Consider the following 18449-nt stretch of genomic DNA (forward strand, 5'->3'; position numbering starts at 1 on the left):
CGTGGGACGGTCCAGGTGGGATCAGCAAAACCATGTTCGGTCGCCACTTCTTGCACCCAGGTTTGCAACTGGGCTTGCTGCTGAGCCGAAAGGATTCTAGGTCTACCTGGTGGTTTGCGCGCTTTCAGACCTGACAGTCCATACTGTCTGAGGCGACGTTTCCACAGAAAAAGTGTGGAAGGGCTGATGCCATAAAAGTCACATAGTTGCTGGTGGTTGTATTTTCCTGTCAGATAGGTCTGAGCGAAGTGGAGCCGACGCTCTTCGAGCTGCATGCGGCTCAGATGTCCGGGTCGCCATGCCATACCACCACGTTACTCTACCGACTTTTCAGAGTGCCAATAAGAGAGCATCAATTGTCATAGGTTTATGAACGGTGTTGAAGTGCTGTAGGCCATTCACAGCGAGACAGACCACTAACTGACCTCGTGAAACCACTTCCTGAATTATGCATCTGGGTGAGAGAACCATTTATTGAATTGATGTCAGTAGAGGGAACCTCTGTTATGACGATGATCCTTTCATCCATCCCAGCAAACGAGGCAGGTCTGTTTCTTCAGTATACAGGGCAATACGTCTATAGCAGAATAAGGAGGTTCAAAAGATGACCCATAAATTCCAATCCAACTTACCAGTTCATCTAGGCAAAATTGGATTTTGGTGGTTAGGTCATATTTTTACTGACATTTATCCCTTACCAATTTACTGACATTTACCCCTTACCAAAATTGAAAAACACCGTGTTTTCGGGGAGTGTTCCTGACATTTATCCCTTACCACCTACAGACTCCAAAATGAGAAAAGGCCAGAGGGTAAAACCTCTGGCCTTTTTATTGCCTCACAATGACAGGACAGGCTCAAATTTGATTCCATCTCCTGCAGTGAAAAGCATTGGAGGGGTTCTGAGCAGGTCAAAAAGTTGCACCGAAGTTCTACCAATGATTTGCCATCCACCCGGCAGGTCCAGAGGATAAATCCCGGTCTGCTGCCCTGCAAGGCCCACGCTGCCTGCTTGTACCTTCAGTCGGGGAACGTTTTTGCGAGGCACAATCAATCTGGCATCCAGACCAGAGAGATAGGGAAACCCTGGCATGAAGCCCAGCATCTGTACGGTATAGGTGATTGAACTGTGAAGTTCAATCACCTCAGATGCTTTTAAACCTGTGTGAAAACACACCTCTGGCATGTCCAGAGCAAACTCTGGTGCATAGCAGACCGGAATCTGATGAATGTGAGGCTCTGGCAAAAGCACCTGATCGAGTTGCTTCCAGATCTCTGTGAGTGCATCTTTCATGACATGGACTTCACCTTGAAAAAACACGGTGAGTGTGGTGTATGCAGGCAAACACTCTTGAAACCCTGCAGGTTGCAGCATTTCCAATTGCTGTTTCAATTGCCGGAGCTGACGGCTCAACTGCTCTGAAGGGAAAGTCGCAAACTGAATTTCCAGCACTTGCTCTGCCAATTGCACCACTTTCATGCTCAATACCAATGCATCACAAAAGGCAGCAAAATGCCGAAGGTGATGAAGGGTGCCAGAGGCACCTGTTTTTCTTTGAACACGATCCTTGAAAAGACCCCAAAGAAAATTCCGGTGGCAGCCATGGCAATCAAGCCATAGGCCACACCTGTGCTGCCCAGAAATGCACCCATCACCGCAGCCAGCATGACATCACCGAAGCCCACTGCAATGGGATCGTATTGATCATCGTCGACAAGGGTCTGGGTGGACCAGTACAGGGCTTGAATCAACACTGCAATGCCTGCAACAGTCAATGCGTTGTAGATGGGCTCGGGGTGCCTGAAGTAATTGTTTTCCAGAGACATCACCACCACCACAATCAACCCCGGAAGCGTCAGGAAGTCCGGGATGCGAACCACCCGCTTGAAGATCACGTTGAGGAGCACCATCACAGCAAGGGCACCCACCCCCCACCAGATGCCAAACATGGCACCCACCAGAGCCGCCACATTGACGGTCATGAAGCCAATGGGATGCTCTGGATAACGGGGTTCTTTGAAAACCCGCATGATCCAACTGCCGTAATTGTTGACCAGCACAAAACCACCAGCAGCCATGCACATGGCGGTGAGGGCATTCATCACAGAAGGCAATTTCAGGTCAGGGTAAAGCCATCCTCCCAGAAACACGGTCAACAAACCCAGAGGAATCAGAAGCATCGCTTGCTTGAATTCGATGGTGCGGGTCTCAAAATCAATGGCACTGAACACCACAAGCACACCTGTCATCAAACACAACAACAAAGTCATGACAGGATACTGGTGAAGGGGAAAAGCATATGCCAGAGTTGCAAATGCGCAAGCTGTAAACACTTCCACCCAGAAATAACGGGGCGAATAGCGCTTGCCACAGTGCTTGCATCTGCCTCCCTGGGACAAATAAGACACCAGAGGCACCTGCTCTGAAAGGGCCAAGGGGTGTTTACAGTTGTCATGCATGCAATGCGAAGGGCCAGAAAGGGATTCGGCTCTGGGCAGCCTGTGAATCAATCGGTTGAGCCAACCGCTGAGGGCAGCACCCAGCACAAAAAACAACACAGCATAGATGTATGGCATTCTGCTGCCATTCTACAGACTCTGTGGGATCAGATGCAGTTCTGTCTGACAGCCTTCAATCTGCGGAGTGTCCTGTTTCCAGTTTGAGTCCGGCTTTTCCGCTGTTGGAAAAGCCCTTGAGCCCTTCTGTGGAATCCAAGTATTCCTGCATTTCGGCTTGGCCTTTGAGGTGCAAGCCATAGAAGGCAGTCAGGAAATGCTGGGTGATGTTGTTCATGCGGACAGTGTCCCAAACGGGATCGGCATAGTGCTTGAAATCGGCTGGGCTGTTCCAGGTTTCCACAGGGGCAGGAATGGGTGCAGCGATGTTGTGCCCTCCATTCAGGAAAGTCAACAAATGGCGTTGTGCTCCCGTGGCATGGTGAAAGATGGCCTTGACGCCATTGTCATAACCTGCAATGTCATCTTGGTCTCCCCCAATCAGAAACAGGGGCACTTTGATGGAAGCAAAAGCCTCAGGTGCCCAGAGGCCAAAGTTGTAGCCCCATGGCGTCACTGCCACAGCAGCTTTGATGCGTGGATCCATGCTCTGGTGGTATTCCGGGTTGCTGTGGGCTCTGGGGTACATCAGGTTGTGTGGAGGGGCCTCTGGTGCTTGCACGGCAGCATCGCTGAAACCTGCCCCCACCACATTCAAAACCCCGTATCCACCCATGGAATACCCGAAAAGGCCCACATGGTCGGTGTCGATGTGGCCTGCCAGAGGATGGTCGCTCTGGTCCAGATCTGCGAGGGCTTGCAACACAAACAACTGGTCCAGTGGCCTGTTGACCAGTGTGCTGGCAAAGTGGGCCAGATCGCTGTAGGTGCTTTCGGTGTGGTCGATGGCAGCCACCACATAACCTTTGCTGGCCAGATTTTCAGCAAGGTGCAGCATCAGGTAACGGTTGCCCGGATAGCCATGCGAAATCAGAATCAGGGGGTAACGGCCCTGCTCAGGCGCAGCGTTGCGGGTGGCCCGACCGTGCAGCACCGCAGGGGTTTGCCCATTGACCGTGACCGTGTGATATGCCTCACCTGCATGTGCACCTGCTGGCAAAACCGCTGGGTACCAGAGTTCCACCGTCAAGGTGCGGTCATGGGTTTGCAGCTCTTGCAGTGAATTCAGCACATCTGGACGACCCAGATCTGTGAACCGAAGGGTTTGCACCCCAATCTGGTGCGGACCATGTGGGGTGAGTTCCGGGCTGTCCGGGCGGATCAAATCGATGCGGTTGTCTCGGGTTTGAGGATCTGACAGGCTCATAGGGGCACCCCACAGGTGAAATATTTAAACTGAATCTAACACCATGTGACAGGGCCATGTCTACAGCCTTGAACAGGTGTCCAGTGTCCAAACAGCAAGAACGTCAAAAGAAAGCCTCAAAAAAAGCTGCCTTGATCGGCAGCCTGTTTAGCGCAATTTTCGGGTTTTTCTGGGGGCAGGTCGGAAGGTTCTTTTGAATTCTCCGAAGATCCGGTCCCAGAGTTGCACATTGAACAACAGCAACATGCACATCACCAGCACGAACAACACCCAAATCAGGGTCATCATGATGATCATGATAGCAAACCCTCACCGAATGTTCACTTTTCGTTACAAACACCCTTCTTCAGACGATGGACCCATCAAAGTTGAAGATGATGTACCTGTGGTAGTACATCTGACTGAAAGGGTAATCTCCTGTGGCAAAGACTTCACGGCTGCTCTGGGGGCCTTGAATCACCAGTTTGAAAGACAGCATCTTGCCCTGCAGGCCCATCCGGGTCATCAGGTACAGTTTGGCTTTGATGTCGGCATTCAGTTTGGTGAACATGGGCATTTCGATGCTGATTTCACGGTCTCCCTTGAGCTGTTCAAACGTCACCGGGTCCAGAAACGTGTAGATCAGGAACTGGTTGACCCCGAACTCCTCACTGGCCCTCAGGTCTTCGCACTCGGGGTTGATGAAAAAATGCCACACATGGTCCACCAGGGTGGGCAAAGGCTTCTGGGGATACAGCACCTCCCCGACGGGCGTTTTGATGCGCACACAGTAAAACTGATCGGCCAGATAGGAAGAAATCATCAGGTCCAGAAACGCCCGTTTGCCGGTCACAGGCAAATCGTGGGGGTAACCGGTCAGGCGCACCCACTGCCCCGAGGGAAAACCGCTGAGGTCAGGCAACAACTGGTCTTCTGACTCCATGACCTCATAACGTCCATCGGTGTAAATGCCGTATGGGTAATCGTGGGCCACCCGTTCAAGTGCATACTGCTGAAAAGGCTCCTGATGCAAAGGAAACCCGAACTGGGCGTCGTAAAAACAGGCTTTGTACTCCTGCTCGGGGTACATCTGCTCACGGATGGTGCTGAAGAAGTACATTGAAGCCGAAATCAGTTGCACTTTCTCTTTCAAATCCTCAGAGCCGTATTGCCTGACCCATTCGCGGTTTTCAAGGTCCAGTTTGCGAATCAGGGCCATGAAAATGTTCCAGCGGCGCTGGTCCACTTTCTGTTTCAGAGAGACAAACTCTGGAGCGTAAATTTTCAGGAACTCTTTGAACTGCTCCAGTTCATTGAAAGGTTCATACGCCATGAAGAACGCTTCATCGGTTTCGATGGCATGGAGTTCTTGCAGTTTTTGATGGGCAAAATGGATCTGGTCTTGCAGGCTTTCCAGCAGTTGCAACTGGGAAGCATGCACCAGTTTCAAAAGCATGATCCATTCTTCAGAGGTCGCTGGAAGGGGCTTGGGCACCGGAAAAGGGTTGCCTTCCGAGTCCATGGGGGTGAAGTGCCCTTCCCCTCTGGACAGTTTTTGCACAAACTCCAGATCTTCTGATCCGAACAGATCCAGATTCAAACGAACAGTGTATTTGCCAGGCCCCTGGGAGATTTCGCGCTGGTTGGCTGGCAATTTCAGAATCTGTGGACGGTTCACATTCACAGTATAAATTCACTTTCCTTCAAGCGTGATGGATGAAAGACCCAATTCGGCTTCAAAAGCAGTACTCCCAGAGAGGCATAAGCACAATGACGTACCTCAAGAGCCCAAATCTTTCAAAAACCCCTGCAACCTGGCCTCAATCAAGATGCGGTCTGTGCCACTTGGAAAACTGGCCAGCACGAGGGTCTCTCCTCCCAGAAACTGGGCTTCGATCAGGCAGCGAAATTCTCCACTGACCGAGTGCAAGCCTTCACCCGGCACCAACTGGTTGTCTTTGATCACAATTTTCTGAATCAGGTCAATGTTGATGTGTTCGTCTGGATTGCCAAAAGAACGAAATCTGGCCATACCTGAGTTTAAAACCTCTGGTCTTACAAATCTTTTGGCCCATCACATCCGCAGGAAGTGCTGCCTGAACTCCCCTGCCCCATGCTCTGTGACCCCGAGCAGGCGTTCGGTTTCGTGGGTGGTGCGGATCAACAGTTTCACCAGCCTCTGGTACTGGGGGTGGTTTTCACTGGAGGTGCGCTTGAACACCTCAGCAAGCCTGCGGTAGTACCACAGGGTTCCCCACTTGCCTCCTGTGAACCTGCTCCAGAGGGCATCTCCCACCTCCAGATAATCCTCTTGAATAGAGCGTGCGTTGTACACCTTGTCCGACAGGGAAACCAAACGGGCGGATGCAGGTTTTTCTGCAAGCCCTTGCAGGTATTTTTCTTTGCGTTGCAACCAGTCTGCACGCACATCCTGTACCTGTGCCTTGGCTTCGCGGGTGGCATCGGTGCATCCCTGAACAATGGCCAGAACTTCTGGACCAAACAGGGCTTCAATCTCGGGGATGGCAGCCTCACCAACATCTTCGATGGTGTCGTGCAGGAGAGCAGCAATGGCTTCGGTTTCGCTGCCTCCGTGTTCAATCACCAGACTGCACACCCCCAGCAAATGCCCGAGGTAGGGAATGGCAAAAGGCCCTTTGCGGGTCTGGGTGTGGTGTTGCTGGTAAGCAAAATCGAGTGCAGTTTGAAATGTCTGGGTCAGTTGGGTGGGAACAACTTGCATGGTCAAGAGTGTACATGTTCCAATCGCGCAACACCGCGTCTTTGCAGGTGTTCTTGTCCCGGGAACAACCCCACAAAGGTGCCTATGATCAAGTCATGGACCCATTTTTGCAACAAAAACACGACATCATGGGGTTGGAGGTGCGTGCTGATGCCATCCTCGGGCAGGTGGTCACGGTGCGCTTCGAAGACCGGTACCTGATTTGCGTGGGCGTACAAGCCCTGCACCTTCTGGCCTCTCCCCTGCACCTTCCTGTTCATGCCATGCTCCTGATTTACCCCCAGCATTACGATGACCCCGATGAGATCCTGTACACCGTCAAAGACAATCAAGAGAAGTTCATCAGCCTGCACTGTCAGAGTTACGAGATCATCGAAGCGGTGTATTGAGCACCCCAGGCCTCAGGTCCCCTTCACTTGTGCCCGAGGCCGAAAAATCCTGCGAACCATTTTCCAGAGCATCACAATCACCATCACACAGCCCAGAACCAGCACACCAATCACCGAAGCCGCAATATAAGGGTACTGGTAAATCAGGTACAGCAACGAAGGGGTGAGGAGGTCTTCAAACAGGCTCAGGCCCCAATTGCTGAACGGCTCAGGGCTGGCATTGACGGTGGCACGGGCACTGGCCTTGGCAAAATGGCTGGTGGCTGCCACAGTGCCTCCCAGAATGCCCAGAGCATACTGTACGGTGGCTGCATCGCCCTCTGGTGCAAACTGGGCTGCAATCCAGCCTGCGATGGGCAAACGGATGAAAGTGTGCACACTGTCCCAGGTGGTGTCCACCCATGGCACTTTGTCGGCAAAGAATTCGACCAGCACCATCAAACCTGTGGCCACCAGCACATAAGGGCTGCTGAGCAGGTCCATGGTTTGTGGCAGGGCAATCCAGTTCAGTCGGTCTGACAGGCCCACCAGAAAAAGCACCAGATAAAGCCTGAGTCCACTCAGCCAACTCAAACCCAGTCCAGAGAGCACAGAGATGGGGTCCATGCCCTTCATGGTAAACCGGATTTCATCTGAATTGTGTGCCAAAGGGTGCATGATGGTCCCACAGGAGGTCAACATGAAACACTGGATGCTCGTTGCTTGCGCCCTGCTTTCGGTTTCTGCTTTTGCAGCTTCACCCAAAGGGGATGCCAAAGCTGGAAAAACCCTTTTTCAAGCCAACTGTGCCATGTGCCATGGTGCGCAGGCCGAAGGCAAAGTCGGCCCTGTTCTGAAAGGTGAAGTGGCAGGGTGGAAGTTTGACCTCTTCAAACGTGCCCTCACCAAAGGCATTGACGATGCTGGAAAGAAACTCAACCCTCCCATGAAACAGTTCAAATTCACCGATCAACAAATGGCCAACATTCAGGCTTACTTGAAATCCCTCAAGTGAGTGTGCAGTCCATTTTTGGAAAACCAAACTGAACACAAAAAGGGCAGCGATGATCAGACATCACTGCCCCTGAATTTCAACTTAAACGTCATTTTTATGCTGTTTCAGAAGCGCTTTTCGTTTCAGGGTTCGCTGTTTTTTGTTGCAACGCAGAGAGCAGGTTGACACCTGTGGTGCTTTCCACCTGCTCCAGCAAACTGACAATCCCTCTGGGCATGTTGTGCAGGGCAGACTGGAAGCCTTGACCGTTGCCAGAGTCAATCACGCTGAGTTTGTCAATCTTCACTTCTCTGACCGCATCTGCGAACTGCTGGATGATGGCTGGAAGCATGTTCAGCACAAAGGCTTTTTCGCCGTCTGTGCCTGCTTCTTTGAAGGCTTCAACCATCAGGCGGAAAGCTTCGGCTTTGGCTTTTCCTTCTTCAATGATGGGGGCAGCAGCAGCCTGCGCTTCCAGCAGTTTGGCTTCCCGCTGGGCTCTGGCCTGTGCCACAATGTCCGCTTCGTATTTTTTCTGGTTGAGCAGGATGCGCTCTTGTTCCAGTTGCTGGGCAGCAATCACTCTGGCTTGCTCGGCGGCGACCTGAGCCTCGTTTTCTTTGGCTGTGGCCACCGAAAGCAGCTCTGCCTGACGGACCCGCAGCTTGTTTTGTTCTTCTGCAATGGCTTGCTGGGTCTGGGCCTGGGTGATCTGGGCCCTACGCTTGGCCTGCGCTTCCACTTCGGCGGCATCGGCCTGACGTTCCACTTCAGCCACTTTGGCGTCCCGTTCGGTTTCGGCTTTTTTGCGACGCAACTCGGCTTCCAGAGCCAGCCGTTCTTGCTCATAGGTTTGCTGTGCCCGGACTTTGCCCAGTTCGGCTTCGTACTCCACCTGGCTCTTGCGGGTTTTCTGTTCGGCTTCCAGTTCCACCTGACGGACAGCCAGTTTGTTCTGCTCTTCCAGAATGGTTTGCTGGGAAGCCACCTGGGCCACCTGAGCACGTTGCTGGGCCACGGCTTCAGATTGAATGGCTTCGGCGTTTCTTTCGGCTTCCGCGATGCGGGCATCTTTGAGCACTTCAGCGGTGCGTTTTCGCCCGATGGAAATCAAATAACCGGCATCGTCTGAAACATTCTGAATCTTGAGGGTGTCCAGTTGCATGCCGATTTTGTGCATGTCGTGCTCTGCCTCTTCGATCAGGGCAGCCGCAAAACGCAAGCGGTCTTCGTTGATTTCCTCTGGGGTCAACGTGGCGATGATGCCGCGCAAGTTCCCTTCCAGTGTATCTTTGGTGATCTGGGTCAGTTGGGCTGGCGTGGTGTTGAGAAAGCGTTCAATGGCATTGGACAGGTAAGGCTCTCTGGCATTGACTTTCACGTTGGCGACCGCGTGCACGGTCAAGGGAATACCCCCCTTGGAAAAGGCATTTTGCACCGTGAGTTCCAGAGGGATGGTGTTGAGGTCCATCCAGTTGACCTGCTCAAGGACCGGGACCCTGAAAGCACGGCCTCCACGAATGACCCGGTAGCCCACGGTGTCACCGTTTTCCAGAGCGGTTTTGCGCCCTGAGACCACCAGCACCCGGTTGGGTGGCACCACAATCAGGAAATTTTTGATGGTCGTGACCAGAATCACCACACTGACCACCACCAGACCCAGCACAATCAGAACACTGCCGATATCAAAATTCACACATGACCTCCATCGTCCATCAGGTTTTACAGACATCTGTCTGTTGCAATGTTTTTCATGCACCATCATAGCGTTTCAAAAGAAAAAGCAGAAGGCACTTGCACCTTCTGCTTTTCAAAACAGCCTCTCGATGAAAAGGCTGCTGTGATTTGCTGTATCACTCCATGTATTGTTCGTATTCTTGTGCGTCCACGAGGTCATCGGACAGATCGGTGAAACGCACCTTGAAAAGCCAACCTCCTTCGTAGGGGCTTTCATTGACCTGCTCGGGGCTGTCTCCAAGAGCTTCGTTGACTTCCACAATCACACCACTGGCGGGACTGTAAATGTCTGAAGCGGTTTTCACAGACTCCACCACGGCCACAGCTTCACCGATGCTGACTTCGCGGCCCAGTTCGGGGAGTTCCACATAGACCACATCGCCCAGCTGGTCCTGTGCGTAATCAGAGATGCCCACAGTGATGACATCCCCTTCGGTGTTGACCCACTCGTGGGTTTTGGCGTACTTCAGTTCAACGGGGGTTTCCATTCTCTCACTCCTTTGGTTCAAGCAGGAACGCCTGCCAGAAAATGCATCTTTGAACAGCCACAGTTTACTTGCTCAGGAAAGGCAACTCCACCCTCTGGGCGGGTGCATCTTTGCCCCGGATTTCCACAGAAAGGGGCTTGTCCAGCGCATCCACATCAATATAAGCCATGGCAATGGGTTTTTTGAGGGTGGGGCTGAGTGTGCCAGAGGTCACCATTCCGACCACTTGCCCTTCAGATTTGACGGGATAGCCTTCTCTGGCTGGAACTTTTTCAAGGGTCAGGCCCACCAGTTGGCGCACAATGGGTTGCCCCACCAGCAGGTCTTTGCCATGGAACTCTTTGTCTTTGATGACCCAGCCATAGTGGGTGGCCAGAGGGGTCAGGGTTTCGTTGAATTCATGGCCGTACAGGGGAAAACCAGCTTCCAGACGGAGGGTGTCCCTTGCACCCAGACCGCAGGGCACAATCCCCAGATCCAGCAGTTTGCTCCAGAGTGCAGGGGCTTGCTCGGCTTTCACAAAGACCTCAAAGCCGTCTTCTCCGGTGTAGCCTGTGCGGGCCAGCATGACCGGGAAACCCAGCAGTTCGGCAAAAAACACGCTGTTCTTTTTCTTTTTGCTGAGGTCCACGTCAATGTGAGGTTGCAGGGTCTCCTCTGCTCTGGGGCCTTGCACCGCAATCAGACCCCACTGGTCAGATTCATTGCTGAATTCCACCTCTGGAGTGATCAAACTCTGAACATGGGCAAAGTCTTTTTCGATGTTGGATGCATTCACCACCATCAGGTACTCTTCGGGGCTGATGCAGTAAATGTAAATGTCGTCGATCAGGCCGCCCTGGTTGCCGGGCAGCATGTTGTACTGTGCCCGTCCAGGTTTCAGTTTGGACACGTCGTTGGGGGTGATGCTTTGCAAGAATGCCAGAGCACCCTCACCTTTGAATCGAAATTCTCCCATGTGGGACACATCAAACATGCCCACCTGCTCACGAACGGCCTGATGTTCTTGCATCACGCCAGCGTACTGCACAGGCATGTCCCAGCCGCCAAAGGGAACCATGCGGGCCTTGAGATCCAGGTGACTCTGGTAAAGGGGGGTGCGTTTCAGCTGTTCTTCCATGGTACCTCCACTTTAACACAATCGTATACGCGTATACGTTTTTACCCTTTGCGTTTTATTGCCGGACAAAAGTCTTTATAATGAGCACGCGAACTGAAGAGGCTGATGTGCAGAGAATCATCAAACTGCTGAAAAAACTCCCCCGCAGACGACCCCTGCAACTCATCCCCTACAGAGGATTTGGGACGCCCACCACCTTGCACTTGCGAGGCCGGGTTTTGCTGGCCTTCAATCTGTTGCCAGCCAGCAAAGAAAGCAGCCGCTGGAGGAACTTCCGCAACATGTGGGCCCGTTTCGCCAGCGATGAAGTGCGAGGCGTGCAGGTCAGTGCCACCATCGGTACCCACACTTTTGAGGCGGAAACCGACCCTGAAGGCTTTTACGACATCCGGGCCACCTTGCCAGAACCCCTCCCCCCAGGATGGCAGTTTGTCTCACTGGAACTCGAAGATGGCACCGAATGCCGTGGCGAAGTGCTGGTCTCTGACAATGCAGACTTTGGAATCATTTCCGACCTTGACGACACCGTGTTGCAAACCGGAGCCACCGCCATTTTCAAGATGGTCATGATGATCATCTTCTCAAATGCACACACCCGTTTGCCTTTTGAAGGGGTATCCAGCCTGTATCAGGCATTTCACACAGAGAAAAACCCGATCTTTTATGTCTCTGGAAGCCCCTGGAACATCTATGACCTGCTGGCCGAATTCATGGACATCAACCAGATCCCCAGGGGCCCAATGGTCCTCAAAGACTGGGGAGCCCTGAACCTCAAGAACCAGAAAGGCCACAAACTGCGGTTCATTCGGGAAATCCTGAACACCTATCCCAATCTCCCTTTCTTGCTGATCGGAGACAGTGGTGAGAAAGACCCTGAAATTTACCAGCAAATCGTCACAGAGTTTCCAAAACAGATCAAAGCGGTCTACATCCGAAACGTCACTCCCGGCCCTGAACGGGAACAAACGGTGCAAACCATTGCCCAGCATGTCCAGAGCATGGGGGTGCCTTTCTTGATGGCCAAAGACTCTCTGGAGGTGGCATCCCATGCCCATTCCTTGGGTCTGATTGGTGATCAGGAACTGCAAAATGTCAGAACCAACATGTCAAAATGATGCTTGAAGCCCTGATGTGGCAAAACTGAGAATTGCCTTAGAGGATCATGAATGCTTTATTGGGATTTCCAGAGGTTTTTTCACCCGAGTTCAAAGAAAAATGAGAACATTTTGATTACAATGTTCATGAAAAGACTTCAAGCAAGGTCTTTTTGATCCGGGTCTGACTTTCAGGCCTGAAACGTGATTCAGAACCTCTGGAGGATGCACATGAAGAAATTGATGGCTTTACTGATTGCAAGCACCCTGAGCACCGCCTTCGCCGCCGACAAAGTCCACTTTGGTCTGGTCTATGTGGGCTTCAGCACCGACTTTGGTGACAACGAACTGCGTTTCACTGCCAGCCCTTACAACGTGGATGTGGCCCTGCCCATCCGCCTGAGCAGCGATGTCAGTTACGTTTACGCTGCTCCACAAGTGGGATTCAGCTGGGTGCCCGGCTTCTGGTCCCCTTACGGTGGCCGTGGTGGTCTGACTGCAGGTGTCAACCTCGGATACAACTACTTCCTTGAAAGCGATTGGCGTCTTTACGGGGAAGTCGGTCCCTCCTTCTACTTTGGAAACGGTGTGGGTGTGGGCTGGAATGCCAAAGTGGGCGCAAGTTTCACCCTGCGCTGAGAACACGATCTCCTCAGGAGCCTTGTCGGCTCCTGTTTTTGTTTGCATTTTTGTTTGCATCCGTTCCGAATTCAAGGCACACTGTGATCCATGCCCGTCAAAAGCCATCCTGCTTTCAAGCCCTGTCCTTGCGGCTCCAAGCGCTCCTTCCACGCCTGCTGTCAACCTTTTTTGCAAGGGGCCAGAGCACCCACCGCTGAACAACTGATGCGCTCTCGCTACACTGCATACGTCCTGCATGACGCAGACTACTTGCTGTACAGTTGGCATGCAACCACACGTCCTGAAGCTCTGGATTTTTCAGATGACACCACCGTCTGGGAATCCCTGAAGGTCCATCACACAACCCATGGACAACCCGAGGACCGTGAGGGAACCGTGCACTTCACTGCAAAATACAAATTGCATGGCCAGAAGCACACGATGCAGGAAAACAGCCGTTTCCTCAAGGTCGATGGAGAGTGGAAGTACCTTGATGGCGAACTGCACTGAAACGGTGGAATTCAGCAACAACAAAATTCAGCCAGCAAGTTTTCCTTGCTGGCTTTTGACGATTTAAGCGTGGACGTGGATTTGTGAGGGGGATCGCTCAGTCCTGAGCGTTGTAGGCAGCCCGCAGAATTTCAGCCACCTCGGGGCGGGTGAACTCTCTGGGGAGGTTTTCACCTGCACGCAGCATGCCACGGACCTTGGTTCCAGAGAGGATCAGGTGGTGACGGCTGTCGTGGGGGCAGGTGCGAGGAGACACCATCTGGCCGCAGGTCTGGCAGTAGAAGGTGTGCTCGAATTTGAGGATGGTCAGGCCGATCTCTTCAGGGCTGTAGGCATTGAAGATCTCCTGAGCGTCATAGGTGCCGTAGTAAGAGCCCACACCGGCATGGTCACGGCCCACGATGAAGTGGGTGCAACCGTAGTTGCGGCGGCTGATGGCGTGCAAAATCGCCTCACGGGGGCCAGCGTAGCGCATGGCAGCAGGGTACACGCCGAGCAGCACTCTGGTGTCAGGGTAGTAGTGCTCCAGCAGTTTCTCGTAGGCTTCCATGCGGGTGGTGGCGGGCACATCGTCGGACTTGGTGGCCCCCACCAGAGGGTTCAGGAACAATCCGTCCACCAGTTCCAGAGCCACCTTGTGCAGGTACTCATGGGCACGGTGAATGGGGTTTCTGGTCTGGAAAGCCACCACGGTTTTCCAGCCCCGGGTTTCGAAGATTTCGCGGGTTTCAGCAGGAGTGTAGTGGTGGTTGGCGAATTGGCCCCGGTCCAGTGCGAACAGGGTCACGTCACCGGCCAGATTCACATCTCCCTGAGCATACAGGGCTGCCACGCCAGGGTGGGCCTCTTCGGTGGTTTTGTAGACGTGTCCAGCTTCCCACTCTTTGCGGGCGCTGTATTTTTCAGCGATGTTCAGGGTTCCGACGGCTTCACCGTTGTGGGTGAGCACCACCAGACCGCTCAAAGCATCTGCGGTTTCCTGAGACACCCCGAGGGTGATGGGCACACTCCACGGAAGACCGTTGGCAAGGCGCATGTTTTCGACCACGTTCAGGTAGTCTTTTTCGCCCATGAATCCGGTCAGGGGGGAGTACACACCAGTGGCAATCAGTTCCAGATCAGCAAAGTTGCGTTCAGAGAGTTCGATGGTGGGGAGGGCGCTCAGGTCCCCTTCAAACTTTTGCACACGGTTGACCAGCACCCCTCCGTGGGGGGTGGGCAGGTGGCTTTTGGCGATGGTGTTGGTCATTTCAGGTGGTCCTTAAATGTCATGTAGGGGCGAGGCATGCCTCGCCCTAGGGGGTTAAAGCGTGTTCTCTCCGACCCACAGACCGCATTCGGTCTTGCCTTTTCCGGCCCAGCGTCCGGCACGGGCATCTTCACCGGGGCGCACGGCTCTGGTGCAGGGCCAGCATCCAATGCTGAGAAAGCCGTCCCAGTAAAGGGGATTGATGGGAAGGTCGTGGGCGTTCACGTAAGCTTCCAGCGTGCAGCGGTCCCAGTAGGCCAGCGGGTTGATCTTGACCCGTTTTCCACCTTCTTCCACGAAGGGAATGTCTTTGCGGGTGTCTGCCTGATCGCGGGAACGGCCATTGAGCAGGGCACTGGGGGCTTTCTCTGCAAGGTAATTCTGCAAAGGGGCGACTTTGCGAACAGCACAACAGCCATCCGGGTCGGTCTGGTACTGGGTGTCCTCGTTGCTCAGACCGGCATTCAGGGTGACGAACTTCAGCTCCGGGTAACGGGCTTCAAGGGCGTCTCTGGTTTGCAGGGTTTCATGGAAGTGGTATCCCGTGTCCACGAAGATCACCTCTCCGCGGTACCCTGCCTTGTAGGCCAGATCGATGAGCACCACACCGTTGATGTTGAATGCACTGGGCATGGTGAGGTCTGGATAGGTTTCCAGAGCCCACTGGATCACTTCAATCGGGTGTGATGTGAACGAGAACTCGGGCATGGTCTTAGGCTCCCACCAGTTCGCGGACGCGCAGACCCACAGACTTGCGCAGCACGTTCAGGCAGTCTTCGATGCTGTTCAGGTCGGTGCGGAGGTGGATGTCGGGGTTCTCTGGGGCTTCGTAGGGGTCACTGACTCCGGTGAAGTGGGGGATTTCTCCGGCCAGAGCACGCTTGTACAGGCCCTTCACATCGCGGGAAGCCACCACATCGAGGGGAGCATCCACGAAGATTTCTTTGCCGTTGGGCAGACCCTTGACCACTTCGGTGCGGGTGTCACGGTAGGGGCTGATGGCGCTCACCAGCACGGTTACGCCGTGTTTGGCCAGCAGTCCAGCCACGAAACCAATGCGCTTGACGTTGGTGTCGCGGTCTTCTTTGGTGAAGCTGAGACCCTTGGAGAGGTTTTCGCGCACGGCGTCACCATCCAGGACTTCCACGGAACGACCTGCTGCTTCAAGCTCTTTTGCAAGGGCGTAAACGAGGGTGCTTTTTCCTGCTCCGCTCAAACCGGTGAACCACAGAACTTGTCCCTGGGTGCTCATGCCACTACCTCCGCTAACACGTTGTCTGGTAAGAAGGGCTCAGTGCCGACACGATCCACAAACTGCACGAAAGACTCATTGGGGGCTTTGTTTTGCTTGAAGTAATTCAGCACGCGTTCGGTGTAGATGTGCAGTTGCTCGGTGGGAACGCGGCCTTTGAGTTTGATGCCGGTGCGCTGGGCTTCACCCAGAGAACCTGCAAGGTGCACCTGAAAGACTTCCTGGCCACTGAAGTTGGATCCCATGAAGCCAAGGTCTGCCACCTGATAACGGGTGCAAGCGTTGGAGCATCCGGTCAGGTTGATGGTGATGGGCACATCGAGGTCGAGGAATTTGGGTTCCAGATAATCGATGGCGGCAGCAGTTCTGGCTTTGGTTTCGGTGAGGGCCAGACGGCAGAACTGGGTTCCGGTGCAGGCGATGGTGGTCGCACGCAGGGTCAGGTTGGGTGCGAGGTCCAGCTGACGCAGTTCTTCGATGGCCTGATCGATGAACTCGGGTTTGATGTGGGGCACCAAGAGGTTCTGGTAAGGGGTGGTGCGGATTTCATCGGCACCGTATTTTTCAGCGATGTCGGCGAGCAGGCGGGCTTTCTGGGGGGTGATGCGGCCCACGGTGGTGGCGACCCCGATGTAATAGTTGCCGTCTTTTTGCTTTTGCACGCCCACAAAGTCCACGCCACCGAAACGGGCCACAGGTGCAGCAGGTCCGTCGGTGAGTTTGCGGTTCAGGTACTCGGTTTCCACGATTTCGCGGAATTTTTCAGCACCGATGTCCTGAATCAGGTACTTCAGGCGGCTCTTTTTGCGGTTCTGGCGGTAACCATGGTCGCGGTAAGCGCGGGTGATGGCCACGGCCACTTCCAGCACTTCCTCGGGCTTGATGAACACCCCGAGGCGCTTGGCAAGGTGGGCTTGTGCGCCCAGACCGCCACCGACCCACACATCAAAACCAACTTCTCCGTTGACTTTGTGGGCCAGGAATCCGAGGTCGTTGATGAGGTGGATGCCTTCTTGCTCAGGAAGTCCGGTGATGGACACTTTGTACTTGCGGGGAAGGTCCTGATACTCGATGTTTCCAGAGAAGTGGTGGTGGATCTCGTTGGCGAGGTCGTTCACATCGATCACTTCGCGGGCATCCAGACCGGCCACAGGACTGGAGATCACGGCGCGCACAGTGTCACCGCAAGCGCCTTTGGCGGTCAGGCCAACTTCGTCCAGTCTGCGGTAAATCTCGGGGACATTTTCAATGGTGAGCCAGTGAAACTGGAACGCCTGACGGTCGGTGACATCCAGAAAGTCACGTCCGAAATCTTCAGCGATGCCTGCAATGGTGCGCAGGGTGCTGCCGTTCACTGCACCCTTTTGAATTTTGACGCGCATCATCAGGTAACCATCTTCCTGAGGACGCTGCGGATAAATGCCGTGCCATTTCATGAGGTCGACCAGTTCTGCGGGGATACCGTGGTATCCCACTTTGGACCACTCGTGCATGTAGCCGAGCACAACCTCGAAGGGGGGGTGTTGTTTTTTCAAGTCTTCAATGTTTGCTGCCACTGTCTTGCCTCCACGCTCAGGGGTCGTCATCCCCTTATAGTTGAGTAAAATTGTAATGTATATCAAATGATATGTTTTGTAATTTTGTCTAGACTCGTATGGAAATTGTCCAGAAATTCTGCCGTAAGATCTTGAAGACTCTGGAAGAACAACCCAATAAAGCACCAAAAAGGTCAGCTTTTCAACCCTCTGGACAGAAAACACAGGGGTTCGGCTGACACAAAGCCATTTTTTAAACTGGGTCTACACAGCATAAGCAAAATGGCTTACCCGTTTCAGAGAGGTCCTTTGAACGATGTTTGGCCTCAATCCATACCTCTAGAACAAGCCCTCCTAAACCCTGCTGAAATCAAGATTCAATGGTGCAGTGGGAGACTCCTGCCGTGCAAGAGCCTCCCACTGTGTGGACCCACACATCAATTGAGCGATCTCATCAACTGACTTGTGCCACCTCAAAAGGCAAGTTCCAATCATGAAGGCGCACATACTTGCCGTCCTGCAAGGTGTATTCACCCCACAACATCAGGTCCCTGCAATCGGTGAGGCCCAATTGCAAAGCCTGCTGCAACACCACAAGGTTGCCTTCTGCCACAAAAACCGCACACCTGAGCTGTCTGGGAGAGAAGAAGCAAAAGGATTCGGTGCCCAGAGCTTTCTCGATCAAAGAGATCGCCTGATTTGCCTGTGCCTGAAAGTCCTGCTCAATCCGCTTCAGGATGTCCTCTGGAATGGCCATGAGCACATTCTAAGATGCCAAACCCAAAAGGGCGAGGGCAAAAATCTGGATCGGGTTTAGACATGGAAGGGATTCCAAATCCCCACAGGGGTGACGCACGTTAAGGCTGAAGGAGAAGCATCAGGAGGGTGGAGCGAAACTCATCACTCAACGCAGCTCGTTTCCTCTTGCGCTTCATT

The 18449-nt window shown here is 53.5% G+C and carries 22 protein-coding genes; 5 read left to right on the forward strand and 17 right to left on the reverse strand.

Going from position 1 to position 18449, the window contains the following annotated elements; all coding sequences use genetic code 11:
- From Q371_RS27365 to Q371_RS21585, 8 genes are all read right to left on the reverse strand, one after another.
- Positions 1–305 (reverse strand): helix-turn-helix domain-containing protein (locus Q371_RS27365; protein ID WP_034344468.1); only part of this gene is annotated, 305 nt, incomplete at its 3' end.
- Between the two features lie 533 nt (positions 306–838).
- Positions 839–1480, reverse strand: coding sequence for a 5-oxoprolinase subunit PxpB (pxpB, locus tag Q371_RS21560; protein ID WP_034344471.1), 642 nt, complete (start codon positions 1478–1480; stop codon positions 839–841).
- Positions 1481–1482: 2 nt separating this feature from the next.
- On the reverse strand, positions 1483–2577 hold the full coding sequence (locus Q371_RS21565) for a prepilin peptidase (RefSeq protein WP_051965006.1): 1095 nt from the start codon (positions 2575–2577) through the stop codon (positions 1483–1485).
- A 55-nt stretch (positions 2578–2632) separates the two neighbouring features.
- A complete protein-coding gene (locus tag Q371_RS21570; protein ID WP_051965007.1) occupies positions 2633–3823 on the reverse strand; it encodes an alpha/beta hydrolase family protein in 1191 nt (396 codons plus the stop codon).
- Between the two features lie 147 nt (positions 3824–3970).
- Positions 3971–4111, reverse strand: a complete 141-nt coding sequence (locus Q371_RS27370; protein ID WP_157442869.1) for a hypothetical protein — start codon at positions 4109–4111, stop codon at positions 3971–3973.
- A 58-nt stretch (positions 4112–4169) separates the two neighbouring features.
- On the reverse strand, positions 4170–5480 hold the full coding sequence (locus tag Q371_RS21575) for a hypothetical protein (RefSeq protein ID WP_157442870.1): 1311 nt from the start codon (positions 5478–5480) through the stop codon (positions 4170–4172).
- 102 nt (positions 5481–5582) lie between these two features.
- The gene (locus Q371_RS21580) at positions 5583–5834 is read right to left on the reverse strand and encodes a hypothetical protein (RefSeq protein WP_034344480.1); all 252 of its coding nucleotides are present in this window, start codon (positions 5832–5834) and stop codon (positions 5583–5585) included.
- 42 nt (positions 5835–5876) lie between these two features.
- Positions 5877–6545: an HD domain-containing protein gene (locus Q371_RS21585; protein ID WP_084571588.1), complete on the reverse strand. Its 669-nt coding sequence runs from the start codon at positions 6543–6545 to the stop codon at positions 5877–5879.
- A 95-nt stretch (positions 6546–6640) separates the two neighbouring features.
- On the opposite strand from Q371_RS21585, the gene Q371_RS21590 reads away from it, so the two are divergent.
- Entirely contained in the window at positions 6641–6934 is a 294-nt protein-coding gene (locus tag Q371_RS21590) for a hypothetical protein (protein ID WP_157442871.1), read from the forward strand.
- A 12-nt stretch (positions 6935–6946) separates the two neighbouring features.
- On the opposite strand, the gene Q371_RS21595 is transcribed toward Q371_RS21590, so the two are convergent.
- The gene (locus tag Q371_RS21595) at positions 6947–7540 is read right to left on the reverse strand and encodes a DUF4126 domain-containing protein (protein ID WP_169743903.1); all 594 of its coding nucleotides are present in this window, start codon (positions 7538–7540) and stop codon (positions 6947–6949) included.
- A 73-nt stretch (positions 7541–7613) separates the two neighbouring features.
- Between Q371_RS21595 and Q371_RS21600 the strand changes: the two genes are divergently transcribed.
- On the forward strand, positions 7614–7928 hold the full coding sequence (locus tag Q371_RS21600; RefSeq protein ID WP_034344486.1) for a c-type cytochrome: 315 nt from the start codon (positions 7614–7616) through the stop codon (positions 7926–7928).
- Positions 7929–8022: 94 nt separating this feature from the next.
- Here the strand turns inward: Q371_RS21600 and Q371_RS21605 are convergent, their stop codons facing one another.
- From Q371_RS21605 to gcvT, 3 genes are all read right to left on the reverse strand, one after another.
- On the reverse strand, positions 8023–9603 hold the full coding sequence (locus Q371_RS21605) for a flotillin family protein (protein WP_245618409.1): 1581 nt from the start codon (positions 9601–9603) through the stop codon (positions 8023–8025).
- A 157-nt stretch (positions 9604–9760) separates the two neighbouring features.
- Entirely contained in the window at positions 9761–10132 is a 372-nt protein-coding gene (gcvH, locus tag Q371_RS21610) for a glycine cleavage system protein GcvH (RefSeq protein ID WP_034344489.1), read from the reverse strand.
- Positions 10133–10196: 64 nt separating this feature from the next.
- Complete coding sequence (gene gcvT / locus Q371_RS21615; protein ID WP_034344491.1) at positions 10197–11252, reverse strand: glycine cleavage system aminomethyltransferase GcvT; 1056 nt, start codon at positions 11250–11252, stop codon at positions 10197–10199.
- A gap of 107 nt (positions 11253–11359) precedes the next feature.
- On the opposite strand from gcvT, the gene Q371_RS21620 reads away from it, so the two are divergent.
- The 3 genes from Q371_RS21620 to Q371_RS21630 all read left to right on the forward strand — a co-directional run bounded on the left by Q371_RS21620 (position 11360) and on the right by Q371_RS21630 (position 13477).
- Positions 11360–12367, forward strand: a complete 1008-nt coding sequence (locus Q371_RS21620) for an App1 family protein phosphatidate phosphatase (RefSeq protein ID WP_169743904.1) — start codon at positions 11360–11362, stop codon at positions 12365–12367.
- A gap of 210 nt (positions 12368–12577) precedes the next feature.
- Positions 12578–12985 carry a hypothetical protein gene (locus Q371_RS21625; RefSeq protein ID WP_034344496.1) on the forward strand — a complete coding sequence of 136 codons (408 nt, stop codon included), beginning with the start codon at positions 12578–12580 and terminating at the stop codon, positions 12983–12985.
- 90 nt (positions 12986–13075) lie between these two features.
- The gene (locus Q371_RS21630; RefSeq protein ID WP_034344498.1) at positions 13076–13477 is read left to right on the forward strand and encodes a YchJ family protein; all 402 of its coding nucleotides are present in this window, start codon (positions 13076–13078) and stop codon (positions 13475–13477) included.
- A 97-nt stretch (positions 13478–13574) separates the two neighbouring features.
- Here the strand turns inward: Q371_RS21630 and sat are convergent, their stop codons facing one another.
- From sat to Q371_RS21655, 5 genes are all read right to left on the reverse strand, one after another.
- Entirely contained in the window at positions 13575–14726 is a 1152-nt protein-coding gene (gene sat / locus Q371_RS21635; protein ID WP_034344500.1) for a sulfate adenylyltransferase, read from the reverse strand.
- A 54-nt stretch (positions 14727–14780) separates the two neighbouring features.
- Entirely contained in the window at positions 14781–15434 is a 654-nt protein-coding gene (locus Q371_RS21640; protein ID WP_034344502.1) for a phosphoadenylyl-sulfate reductase, read from the reverse strand.
- A 4-nt stretch (positions 15435–15438) separates the two neighbouring features.
- Positions 15439–15978: an adenylyl-sulfate kinase gene (gene cysC / locus Q371_RS21645; protein ID WP_034344505.1), complete on the reverse strand. Its 540-nt coding sequence runs from the start codon at positions 15976–15978 to the stop codon at positions 15439–15441.
- A complete protein-coding gene (locus Q371_RS21650; protein WP_245618410.1) occupies positions 15975–17471 on the reverse strand; it encodes a nitrite/sulfite reductase in 1497 nt (498 codons plus the stop codon). Before Q371_RS21650 ends, cysC begins: the two co-directional genes overlap by 4 nt.
- A 496-nt stretch (positions 17472–17967) precedes the next feature.
- The gene (locus Q371_RS21655) at positions 17968–18270 is read right to left on the reverse strand and encodes a hypothetical protein (RefSeq protein WP_034344509.1); all 303 of its coding nucleotides are present in this window, start codon (positions 18268–18270) and stop codon (positions 17968–17970) included.
- Between the last annotated feature and the right edge of the window lie 179 nt (positions 18271–18449).

Source organism: Deinococcus misasensis DSM 22328 (genome assembly GCF_000745915.1).
GTDB classification, from domain to species: domain Bacteria; phylum Deinococcota; class Deinococci; order Deinococcales; family Deinococcaceae; genus Deinococcus_C; species Deinococcus_C misasensis.

What these genes read in the sequence shown, in the direction of transcription:
- Q371_RS21585 (WP_084571588.1), bottom strand. Translation starts at nt 6,545, where the DNA reads ATGCAAGTTGTTCCCACCCAACTGACCCAGACATTTCAAACTGCACTC.
- Q371_RS21600 (WP_034344486.1), top strand. Translation starts at nt 7,614, where the DNA reads ATGAAACACTGGATGCTCGTTGCTTGCGCCCTGCTTTCGGTTTCTGCT.
- gcvT (WP_034344491.1), bottom strand. Translation starts at nt 11,252, where the DNA reads ATGGAAGAACAGCTGAAACGCACCCCCCTTTACCAGAGTCACCTGGAT.
- sat (WP_034344500.1), bottom strand. Translation starts at nt 14,726, where the DNA reads ATGACCAACACCATCGCCAAAAGCCACCTGCCCACCCCCCACGGAGGG.
- Q371_RS21565 (WP_051965006.1), bottom strand. Translation starts at nt 2,577, where the DNA reads ATGCCATACATCTATGCTGTGTTGTTTTTTGTGCTGGGTGCTGCCCTC.
- pxpB (WP_034344471.1), bottom strand. Translation starts at nt 1,480, where the DNA reads ATGAAAGTGGTGCAATTGGCAGAGCAAGTGCTGGAAATTCAGTTTGCG.
- cysC (WP_034344505.1), bottom strand. Translation starts at nt 15,978, where the DNA reads ATGAGCACCCAGGGACAAGTTCTGTGGTTCACCGGTTTGAGCGGAGCA.
- Q371_RS21590 (WP_157442871.1), top strand. Translation starts at nt 6,641, where the DNA reads ATGGACCCATTTTTGCAACAAAAACACGACATCATGGGGTTGGAGGTG.
- gcvH (WP_034344489.1), bottom strand. Translation starts at nt 10,132, where the DNA reads ATGGAAACCCCCGTTGAACTGAAGTACGCCAAAACCCACGAGTGGGTC.
- Q371_RS21640 (WP_034344502.1), bottom strand. Translation starts at nt 15,434, where the DNA reads ATGCCCGAGTTCTCGTTCACATCACACCCGATTGAAGTGATCCAGTGG.
- Q371_RS21625 (WP_034344496.1), top strand. Translation starts at nt 12,578, where the DNA reads ATGAAGAAATTGATGGCTTTACTGATTGCAAGCACCCTGAGCACCGCC.
- Q371_RS21630 (WP_034344498.1), top strand. Translation starts at nt 13,076, where the DNA reads ATGCCCGTCAAAAGCCATCCTGCTTTCAAGCCCTGTCCTTGCGGCTCC.
- Q371_RS21650 (WP_245618410.1), bottom strand. Translation starts at nt 17,471, where the DNA reads ATGCACGAGTGGTCCAAAGTGGGATACCACGGTATCCCCGCAGAACTG.
- Q371_RS21570 (WP_051965007.1), bottom strand. Translation starts at nt 3,823, where the DNA reads ATGAGCCTGTCAGATCCTCAAACCCGAGACAACCGCATCGATTTGATC.
- Q371_RS27370 (WP_157442869.1), bottom strand. Translation starts at nt 4,111, where the DNA reads ATGATGACCCTGATTTGGGTGTTGTTCGTGCTGGTGATGTGCATGTTG.
- Q371_RS21655 (WP_034344509.1), bottom strand. Translation starts at nt 18,270, where the DNA reads ATGGCCATTCCAGAGGACATCCTGAAGCGGATTGAGCAGGACTTTCAG.
- Q371_RS21580 (WP_034344480.1), bottom strand. Translation starts at nt 5,834, where the DNA reads ATGGCCAGATTTCGTTCTTTTGGCAATCCAGACGAACACATCAACATT.
- Q371_RS21595 (WP_169743903.1), bottom strand. Translation starts at nt 7,540, where the DNA reads ATGGACCCCATCTCTGTGCTCTCTGGACTGGGTTTGAGTTGGCTGAGT.